The organism is Sanguibacter inulinus, assembly GCF_013415325.1.
In the GTDB taxonomy this organism is placed as follows: Bacteria; Actinomycetota; Actinomycetes; order Actinomycetales; family Cellulomonadaceae; genus Sanguibacter; species Sanguibacter inulinus.
In genome coordinates this window covers 1-9,496 of record NZ_JACBYE010000081.1, presented here as the reverse complement: position 1 = coordinate 9,496, position 9,496 = coordinate 1, and the positions used below count along the sequence as shown (strand labels likewise).

Sequence of the window (9,496 nt, the reverse complement as noted above, 5' to 3'; positions counted from 1 at the left end):
CGGCAGGTACCTTTCCCCAGAAATCTCTGTCCGGCTGCAGCAGCGTCCAGACCAGGCACGTGACGGCCGGGACCGCGGCAGCGAAGAACACCGCGTGCAGGCCCCAGCGGTCCAGGACGAGCCCGCCGACGACGGGGCCCATCGCGCCGCCGGCGAGCTGGACCGCCTGGGCTGTGGCCAGCACGGTCCCGCGGGCGTCGGCGGGGGCCCGGGCCGTGACGACGGCGAGGCCGATGGTCACGACCGACCCGCCGAGCACGCCCGCGAGGAAGCGGGCCACCAGCAGCACCGCCAGCGTGGGTGCGAAGGCCGTGAGGACGGTGACGACCACGAGCCCGACGAGCGCCCCGAGCAGCAGCCGCCGCGGTCCGAACCTGTCGGCCAGCAGCCCGGCCGGGATGTTGACCAGCAGCCTCCCGACACCGAAGGCCGCGACGATCGCGCCGAGCAGGAAGGACGACACCGAGAACATGTCGCCGTAGCGGGGGAGGGCGGGGACGATCGCGCCCCAGGTGATCTGGGCGCTCGCGACGAGGCAGCAGGCGATGACGATCTGCCGGCGCAGCCGGGGCGGGAGCGGTCGCCGAGCAGGTCGCGCCTCCTCGGCGACCGCTGCCAGACCCCGGACGGTGCTCACGCGAGCAGGTTCTCGCGCAGCGTCGTGCCCGCGTACGCGTCGCTGACCAGCCCGCGGCGGCGGAGCTCGGGGACGAGCAGGTCGGTGACCTCGTAGAGCGAAGACGGCATGGACTGCGGGTTGCAGATCATGAACCCGCCGTTGGATCCCGTCGCGAGGAACTGCTCCTCGAGCTCGTCGGCCACCTGCTCGGCCGTGCCCGCGATGGTCTGCTCGTAGCCTGTCGCGTACTTCCAGCCCTCCTCGAAGAACTCGGTGCGGGTGAGCACCCCGTCGTCGCCGCGCCGCGCGATGAGGCGCTGCACGAACCCGGACTGGGTGCCCTGTGCGGCGGCGATCTGCGCGGCGACCTCCGCGAGCGTGAACTTCTCGGGCAGCACGGAGAAGTCGAAGCCCGAGTTGTAGGACAGGTACGCCCCGACGGCGTCGTCGTCCATGAGCATCGTCGCCATCTCCTCCTTGCGGGCCGCGGCCTCGGCTGCGGTCCGCCCGAGGACCACCTGGGTGGCCCAGAGGATGCCGACGTCCTCCGGACGACGTCCCGCCTCGACGAGCGCGGCGTCCAGGGCTGCGCGGTGCTTGACCTGCGAGGGCAGGTGCCCGCCGAGACCGAAGACGACGTCGGCGAAGGAGGCGCTCGCGGCGATGCCGCGCGGCGACGCCCCGGCCTGCACGAGGACCGGGTGGCCCTGCGGGCTGGGCACCGACGGCAGCGGCCCTGCCACGTCGAAGTGCTCGCCGTGGTGGTCCACCCTGTGCACCTTGGACGGGTCGGCGAACTGCCCGGTGCTGCGGTCGCGCAGGATCGCGTCGGGCTCGACCGAGTCCCACAGCGCCTTGCAGACGGAGACGAACTCTTCCATCCGCTCGTAGCGCTGGTCGTGGTCCATGAGCCCGTCGAAGCCGTAGTTGGCGGCGTCGGCCAGACGCCCCGACGCGACGACGTTGAAGGCCAGCCGGCCCTTGGTCACGTGGTCGAGGGAGTTGAGCAGGCGCGCCGTGTAGAAGGGGTGCATGTAGGTCGAGGAGTACGTCAGGCCGAAGCCGATGCGCGTCGTGGCCTGCGCCATCGCCGCGATGAAGGGGCTCATGTCCTGCCGCGGCCACTGGATGCCGTAGCGGATCGCAGCGTCCATCGACTGCTCCCAGGTGTCGGGGATGCCCGTGCCGTCACCGAAGAACAGCATGTCGATGCCGCCGCGCTCAGCCGCGACGGCCAGCTCGGTGAACATCCCGACGTCGGGGTAGTCCGCGCCCACCCAGGACCCGGGCGCGGCCCACTTGCCCTCGGTGTGCGTGAAGGAGATGTCGAAGGCGAGCTTCATGGTGGTCATCAGGGCCTCCCGGCGGGGATCGGCTCGGCGACGGCCACTGTCGAGGGCGACGGTGCTGTGGCGGACGGCGGTGCGGTGGGCTGTGCGGTGGACGGTGCGACAGGTGCTGCCGACGGTGGTGCGGACGGCGTCAGGGCGGATGTCGGCAGGGTGGACGGCGTCGCGGCATCCGCAGCGGATGCCGCCGCGTGCGTCCACGCGGCGGCGACGCTCGCCGACGTCGCGACGACAGCGGCGTTCTGGGCGAGGACCGACAACGCGTGGGTGTGCGTCTCGGCGTCGTAGGCGGCCGTCGCGTCGGAGGTCATGACGGCGCGGAAGCCGAGCTGGAAGGCGTCACGGACGGTCCCGTCGACGCAGCACTCGCTCGTCAGCCCGGCGGCGACGACCCAGGTCACCCCGGTCTCCCGGAGGTGGGTCTCGAGCGTGGTCCCGAGGAACCCGGAGTAGCGGCGCTTGGGCACGACGGTCTCGCCCGGGAGCGGTCCGACGCGGAACCACTCGGCCCCCGGGGTGCCGAGGACGCACGGCTCGTCGGGGACGGGCCACGTGCCCTCCTCGAGGCCGCGCAGCCACAGCGACGTGCGCCAGGGTGAGTCGGGCAGCTGCTCGAGCGCGACCCAGACGACCGGGACCCCGGAGGCCCGGGCCTGGTCCACGAGCCACGCCGTGCGCGTCACGGCGGCGTCGAGCGCGGCGAGCCCGGCCTCGTCGAGCCACGGCAGGTAGGCCGGGTCGGCGAAGGACCGCTGGACGTCGACCACGAGCAGTGCGCCCTCGTGGAGCGGCCCGGGCAGTGGGTGGACGGTGCCGTCGACGTCGACGAGCGTGGTCCCCTCTGCCCGCGTCGTCCCGTCGAGCAGACCTGACTCGCCCGTGGCTGCAGCGCTGGGCAGGGCCGCGGTCTCGCCCAGGGGCCCGGCATCGCTCGGGGCCGCGGCCTCACCCGGTGCGGCGGCCGCGCGCAGAGCCGCGGCGTCCTGCTGCGCCTGGGGCGCGTGCTGCTTGGCGCTCACGCGACACCCTCCAGCACCGATGCCGGCCGCAGCAGCGGCAGGACGGTCTCGCCGAAGACGGGGAGGTCGGCGTGGTAGTCGGGGAAGATCATCATGAGCCCGTCGATGCCGGTCTCCTCGACGAGCTCGGCGATGCGCTCCGACACCGTCTCGGGCGAGCCGTGCACCACCGCGGTCTGGAAGGCCTCGTCCTCGGGGGCGGCGGCCGTCATGGACATCGCCTTGTCGAGGGGCAGACCCCACGAGGTCTTCATGTTGACGATGGCCTCGATGTCGGCCCCGCGCCCGTACTCGCGGCGCTTGGCCTCGGCCTCGGCGTCGGTCTCGCCGAGCACGACCGTGCACATCGAGTACGTCTTGATCGAGCGGCCGTTCTCGGCCGCCGCAGCCTTGACCTGGTCGGAGACCTTCCGCAGCCCGGGCAGGTCGTCGGCGGTGAGGAACGACCCGTCGCAGTGCCGCGCCTGGAAGTCGACACCGGCCGGGGAGCGGCCCGCGCTGATGAGTGTCGGGCGCACCTCGGGGTGCGGGCGGGACTGGCAGTCGTCGAGGTCGAAGAACTCGCCGTGGTGGGTCACCGAGTCTTCGGACCACAGGCGCTCCAGGACGCTCGTCCATTCCTCGGTGTACCTGTACCGGGCAGCGTGGTCGAGGTCCTCGTCCCACAGACCCATCTGCGAGAACTCCTGCGCGTACGCCCCGACGACGATGTTCATGCCGGCGCGACCGCCGCTGATCTGCTGCATGGTCGTGTACATCTTCGCGGCGATCGCCGGGTGGAACAGGTTGGTGTGGATGGTCGCCCAGATCTTCACGCGGCTCGTGGCCTCGGCCAGCCCGGACATCATCGACACGGACTCGAGGGTGCGACCCCAGTGGTCGGTCGTGCCGCCGTAGCCGCGCCACTTGCCCATCGACATGATGAAGTCGAGCCCGGCCTCCTCCGCGAGGACGGCGGCCTTCCGGTTGTAGTCGTAGGTGGCCTGCGGGTGGGGCGCGGTCTCGGACATGATCCAGCCGCCGTTGCCGATCGGCAGGAAGATGCCGAGCTCGGGGCCTGTGGTCGGGGTGCTGGTGGTGGCGTCTGTCGTCGTCATGGTGGTCCTTCGTCGTGCGGTGTGGTCGAGCGGGGTGCCGGGCCGTGGGTCCGGTCAGGGAGCGGGTTCCGTCAGGGAGCGGGCCAGACCAGCTCCGTGCCGTCGTAGATCGCGGTGAGGAAGGCCGGGTCGAAGACGTCGTTCACCGTCGGCAGCTCGTCGAGCTCGCCCGAGGCGATGAGCGCCTCGCCCTCGGAGGTGGTGAGCGCGTCGTCGTGGAAGCCGAGCGGGCTGCCCTCGGGGGTCGACTCCGTGACGAGGGCCGACTCGGTCTCCCAGATCTTGAGGTTGTGCTCTTCGTCGTAGCCGGACTCGGCGACGTCAGCCGCGAAGCCGACGCACTCGGCGCCGTTGGTCTCGCAGTACTCGAAGGCCTTGGACGTCGCGCGCAGGTAGTCCTCGACAGCGGTCGGGTGCTCGTCCGCGAAGGCGGGGTTGGCGACGATCGTGCCGAAGGACCCGGAGATGCCGTAGTCCTCGGGGTTCCACTCGGTGACCTCTTCGCCCATGGCGGCGAGCAGCAGCGGCTCGTTCGACTTGTAGCCGGTGAGCGACTGCACCTGGCCGCGGGGCAGGACGGTCGGGTCGTAGCCGACCTCGACCTGCTCGATCGCGTCGAGGTCCACGCCCTCCTCGACGAGCATCGCGCGCAGCGGGGCGGGCAGGGATCCCTTGTGGCCGAGGATGGTGCCCTCGAGCTGCGTGAGCTCGGTGATGTCCGTCCCGGTCATGAGCGTCGCGATCGGCACGTGGCCCCAGGTCGCGATGCCCGTGACGTCGATGCCTCCATCGACGGCCTTGAGGGCCTCCGCGTCGTTGCCGAGCGAGGTGACCTGCGCTGTGCCGGCCGCGACGAGCTGCGCGTTCGCCGCGGTGTCGCCCGTCCCCGGCTGGATCTCGACGTCGAGGCACAGGGCGTCGAAGTAGCCGAGGGAGTCGGCGGCGAGGGCCTCGAGGATGCCCGCGGAGGATTGGTACTGGTACCCGGTGATGTAGGTGATCGTGCCCGCGGCCTCGTTCTGCGCGCAGCGCTCGGCGGAGATCGCGCTGCCCTCGGCGGCTGCCGAGCCTGAAGGGGCGGAGTCGTCGGAACCTTCCGCGTCGCCCGAGCAGGCGGCGAGGGACAGCAGCAGGGCTGCGCCGACGGTCGCGGCGAGGACGGGCCGGGACGAGCTGGAGGCGCTGAGCTGACGGCGGTATCGGGGAGTCATGGTGGTGCCTTTCGCAGAAGAGCCGGGGAGTGGGGGGTGCACGTACTGCGGGGACTTCGGACGCGGGACTACGGTCTCGGGGTCGGTGACGGGCCGGACGCTCAGCTGGTCGCGCCCTGCTGGGACTCGTGCCAGAACAGCAGGCGCTTCTCGATCACGGTGATGAGCAGGAGCATCACGACGCCCATCGCGGCCAGCCAGGCGATCGCCGCGTAGAGCTGGGCGAGCTGGGAGTTCGCGGCCGAGGTCTTGATCATCGTGCCGAGGCCAGATGACGAGCCCGGGGCGACGAACTCGGCGACCACGGCGCCGACGATCGACAGCGGGAGCACGACGCGCAGGGCGGCGAGCGTGAAGGGCAGGGCGCTCGGCATCCGCAGGCGCAGCAGCACCTCGAGGCGCGAGGCGTGCAGCGTCGAGAAGACGTGCAGCACGGGGACCGGGACAGACCGCAAGCCTGTCGTGACGTTGATGAGCACCGGGAAGAACGTGATGATCGCGGTGACGATCACCTTGGGCGTCATGCCGAATCCGAAGGCCACGACGAGCGCCGGGGCCAGCGCGACCACGGGCGTCACATTGAGGACGATCGCGAGCGGCATGATCGCCCGGCGCAGCACCCCGATCTCGCTCATCACGACGGCGAGGACGAAAGCCGCACCAAAACCGATGCCCAGACCCACGACCGCGATCTGCAGCGTCGCCCACGCGTTCGAGGCGAAGAGCGCCGAGTCCTCGACGAGCAGGTCGCCGACAGCCGACAGCGGCGGCAGCAGGTACTTGTTCTCCGACGCGACCCACGACCACGCGAGGGCCACCACGACGACCGAGACCGTCGTCGGCAACCAGGTCGAGGGGCGCAGGCTGCGGGGGAACCGCGACCGACCGCGGCTCGTCGCCGAGACGCGACCCGCTGGAGAGGTGGTCTGCGCCGCCAGGGCAGGACCGGGCTGCTCGGCGGGGGCCGGGACCACCGGGGTGCCGCCGGCGGGCGTCGAGTCCGTCACCGCGGTCACGGCGAGGCCGTGCGCTGCGCTCGCGGTGTAGACGTGCGGCGCCGCCGCGGACGTGCCGTCCTGCGCTGTCGAGGTGCCGTGAGCGGTCATCGTGGGCCTCCTTCTCGGGCTGGTCGGGCGGGTCGGGGTCGTGGTCATGAGGGTCCTCACCCGGCCACGAGGTCGACCGGGGCTGCCCCGGCCTCCCACGCGCCCTGGAGGCTCGCGCGGACGCGGTCTTCGATGGTGTGCAGCTGCGGGCTGAGCAGGACGTCGGCGCCGCGCGGCCGGGGCAGGTCGACGTCGATCACCTCGTGGACCTGGCCGGGCCTGGCCGACATCACGACGACCTGGTCGGAGAGCGTCACGGCCTCGCGGACGGAGTGCGTCACGAACAGGACCGTCGTGCGCATCCGCTGCCACAGGGTGAGCAGCTGGAGCCGCAGGGCCTCGCGGGTGAACTCGTCGAGGGCCGAGAACGGCTCGTCCATGAGCAGGATCTCCGGGCGCAGGCCGAAGGCCCGGGCGATCGCGACCCGCTGCTGCATGCCGCCCGACAGCGCGCCCGGGTGCTTGTCGGCCGCGTCGGTGAGGTTGACCATGTCGAGCAGCGAGTCGACGTCCGCGAAGGCGTCGAGACCGGGCGACGACGGGACGGGGTGCTTGCGCTCGCGCTCCGCCCGGCGACGGTCCGCACGACGGTTGACCTTGTGGGGCAGCTCGACGTTCTGCCGGACGGTGAGCCACGGCAGCAGGGCGGGGGCCTGCGGCACGAGCCCGACAGACTTGGCCGTGCAGGCCTCCTCAGGGGTGGCGCCGAAGATCGTGATCGACCCGTCGTCGAATCCCTCGAGACCGGCGACGGCCCGCAGCAGCGTCGACTTGCCGCAGCCGCTCGGTCCGATGAGGCTCACGAAGGTGCCGCGCGGCACGACCAGCTCGACGTCCGAGAGCGCGGCGACGCTCGTCCCCGGGTAGGTCTTGTGCAGCCCGCGGACGACGATGTGGTCCGGGTCCGCGACGACGTGCGGGGCGAGGGCCCCGGCTGCGCCAGGCGCCGGAGCGACGGCCTCGGCGCTCACGACGCCACCTGGGCGAGCTCGCGGAACATCCGGCCCTGGTAGGTGAGCGGCTCGCGCTCGCCGAGGTGCACGTGCTGCACCTCGAGCAGGATCACCGTGTGGTCGCCCGCCGTGTACCGCTCGTGCACGCGGCCCTCGAGGGCGACCGTCGCACCCGAGAGCACCGGGGCGCCTGTCGGACCGGCTGGGAAGTCGGCCGCGGCGAACTTGTCGGCGCCCCGCGTCGCGAAGACCTTCGACAGGTGCGCCTGGTCGGCCGCGAGGATGTTGATCGAGGCGGTCTCGGCCACGAGGAAGGCGTCGTGGCACTCGGCGGTGTCCGCGAGGCAGACGAGCACGAGGGCCGGGCTCATCGACACCGAGGTGACCGAGTTCGCCGTGAAGCCGTACCGGGCGCCGTCGACCTCGGCGGTCACGACGCTCACCGAGGTGACCATCTGCGCGAGACCCTCGCGGAAGGCCGCCGGGTTCGCGGCGATGTCGGTCACGGGCTGGGGAGCCGTGGCTGTGCTCGTGCTGGTGTCGACGGAGGTGAGGGTGACGGGTGAGGTGGTCATGCGCGGAGCTCCTTCGATGAGCGGTGCGTGCGGGGACGACGAGGGGAGCGCCGTCGCGGAGGTCGACGCGTCGTGCCTCGAGCTGCCCGGGAGACGGGCGGCTGCGAGGACTGCGCGGTCGAGGAGGGCGACGGTGCTCTGGTGCGGACGGCCGGGCCGTCAGGGGGAGGCCGCTCAGGCCGGGCAGTCCGCCCCGGCGTTCCGGGGAGGTCCGCGGAGGCTGCGGCCTGGAGGGTGCGCTCAGGCGGCGACGGGCGAGCCGGCGAGCGCCGACCGCACGAGCCACGCGTGCTGCGCGCACCAGGTGGCTATGGGGTCCCGGACCGAGGGGTCCTCGGTCGCGGCCGAGCCGACGTGCACGAGGGTCTGCTCCTGCAGGTACACCGCGGGGGTCGGGCACGTCGCGCCGAGCTCGAGGAGCACCGGGCGCAGGTACGCCTCGGCGGAGACCGCGTGACCCGGGGAGGCCCCGACCATGACCGGGACGGCGACGACGCCGGTGAGCCCGCCGGGCGGGAAGCGGTCGAGGAAGGCCTTGAGCAGGCCCGTGTAGCTGCCCTTGTAGACGGGGCTCGCGACGACCAGCAGGCGGGCCGCGCCGATCGCGGTCACGGCCTCAGACGCCGGGACCGACCCGGGGTCGAGGACTGCCGGGCCGAGGTCAGCGAGGTCCACGACGGCCTGGTCGAGGTCCGCCGCGAGGGCGGAGAGGAAGGTGGTGGCGGCGCTCGCTGTGCGCGAGCCCTGCCGGGGGTTCCCTACGAGTGCGTAGGCAGAAGACTGGCCCATGGGCCCTCCTTGTCGGTACCTCGCCCCGAGGGGTGAGGTGCGTCGGAGAGCGGGCGGAAGCGTGATGGTCGACGGCCCGCGGGGATCGTTGACAGGCGTCACGCTACGGGCCGTGTGTTTCCAGATCAGACGCCCAGTGTTACGAGCGTGCGACGAAGTGTGGCGACCTCAGGCGAGCATCCGGGCGACCTCGGGCCTCGCACCCCCGCGCACGAGCGCGACCTCGACGCCCTGCTGCGTCAGGGCGGCGGGCAACCACGCACCGGTGACGAAGAGCCTCTCGAAGGGCTCGTTCACGACGATCACCGTCCGGGCGGTGGGGACCTGCGAGCGCAGCCACGCGAGCTTGAAGGCGTCGGCGAGGACCTTGTTGCGCTGCGCGGACTTGACCGGGCCTGCGGCGTAGGTCACCTGGACGAGCACGGCACCGGCGACGCCGAGGCTGTCGGGGTCACCGACCCCCGCGCCGTCGACCCCGACGCGCACCCCGCCGGGGAGCGTGAAGTCGCGCGGTGCGAGACGTACCCCGAGGTGGGTGGCCAGCGCGTCGAGGAGCGCGGCGTCGTTCGGGGGCAGGGCTGTGGTCGCCATGCCCGGGAGCCTACGGCCGCAGTGTTCCGTCCGCGTTACGCGACCGGCTGACCGGCCGACCGGCGGCCGACCGTCAGGCGCGAGATCGTGACCTCGGAGCGAGATCGACCCTCCGGAGTCACGATCTCGCTCGAAAGTCACGATCTCGTTCCCGAAGGGTGGGAGGGGAGCGGGCGGAGTGCGGCGC

At 72.2% G+C, this 9,496-nt stretch carries 10 protein-coding genes; all 10 read right to left on the bottom strand.

The window, feature by feature from the left end:
• On the bottom strand, positions 1-637 hold a 637-nt coding region (locus tag HZZ10_RS18520), incomplete at its 3' end, for an MFS transporter (RefSeq protein ID WP_179914639.1).
• Entirely contained in the window at positions 634-1,971 is a 1,338-nt protein-coding gene (locus HZZ10_RS18515; protein ID WP_179914638.1) for an NtaA/DmoA family FMN-dependent monooxygenase, read from the bottom strand. The genes HZZ10_RS18515 and HZZ10_RS18520, both read right to left, overlap by 4 nt.
• Positions 1,971-2,987 (bottom strand): cysteine hydrolase family protein, encoded by a 1,017-nt coding sequence (locus HZZ10_RS18510; RefSeq protein ID WP_308507624.1) that lies wholly within the window; start codon positions 2,985-2,987, stop codon positions 1,971-1,973. The genes HZZ10_RS18515 and HZZ10_RS18510 overlap by 1 nt, the downstream gene beginning before the upstream one ends.
• Positions 2,984-4,084, bottom strand: a complete 1,101-nt coding sequence (locus tag HZZ10_RS18505; protein ID WP_179914637.1) for an LLM class flavin-dependent oxidoreductase — start codon at positions 4,082-4,084, stop codon at positions 2,984-2,986. Before HZZ10_RS18505 ends, HZZ10_RS18510 begins: the two co-directional genes overlap by 4 nt.
• Before the next feature lie 71 nt (positions 4,085-4,155).
• Entirely contained in the window at positions 4,156-5,295 is a 1,140-nt protein-coding gene (locus HZZ10_RS18500; protein WP_179914636.1) for an ABC transporter substrate-binding protein, read from the bottom strand.
• A gap of 101 nt (positions 5,296-5,396) precedes the next feature.
• Entirely contained in the window at positions 5,397-6,401 is a 1,005-nt protein-coding gene (locus tag HZZ10_RS18495) for an ABC transporter permease (protein WP_228087810.1), read from the bottom strand.
• A gap of 56 nt (positions 6,402-6,457) precedes the next feature.
• On the bottom strand, positions 6,458-7,372 hold the full coding sequence (locus tag HZZ10_RS18490) for an ABC transporter ATP-binding protein (RefSeq protein WP_308507623.1): 915 nt from the start codon (positions 7,370-7,372) through the stop codon (positions 6,458-6,460).
• Positions 7,369-7,929 (bottom strand): flavin reductase family protein, encoded by a 561-nt coding sequence (locus tag HZZ10_RS18485; protein ID WP_056135194.1) that lies wholly within the window; start codon positions 7,927-7,929, stop codon positions 7,369-7,371. The genes HZZ10_RS18490 and HZZ10_RS18485 overlap by 4 nt, the downstream gene beginning before the upstream one ends.
• Before the next feature lie 240 nt (positions 7,930-8,169).
• Positions 8,170-8,718 carry an NADPH-dependent FMN reductase gene (locus HZZ10_RS18480; RefSeq protein WP_179914635.1) on the bottom strand — a complete coding sequence of 183 codons (549 nt, stop codon included), beginning with the start codon at positions 8,716-8,718 and terminating at the stop codon, positions 8,170-8,172.
• 168 nt (positions 8,719-8,886) lie between these two features.
• Positions 8,887-9,309: a hypothetical protein gene (locus HZZ10_RS18475; protein WP_179914634.1), complete on the bottom strand. Its 423-nt coding sequence runs from the start codon at positions 9,307-9,309 to the stop codon at positions 8,887-8,889.
• Positions 9,310-9,496: the final 187 nt, after the last annotated feature.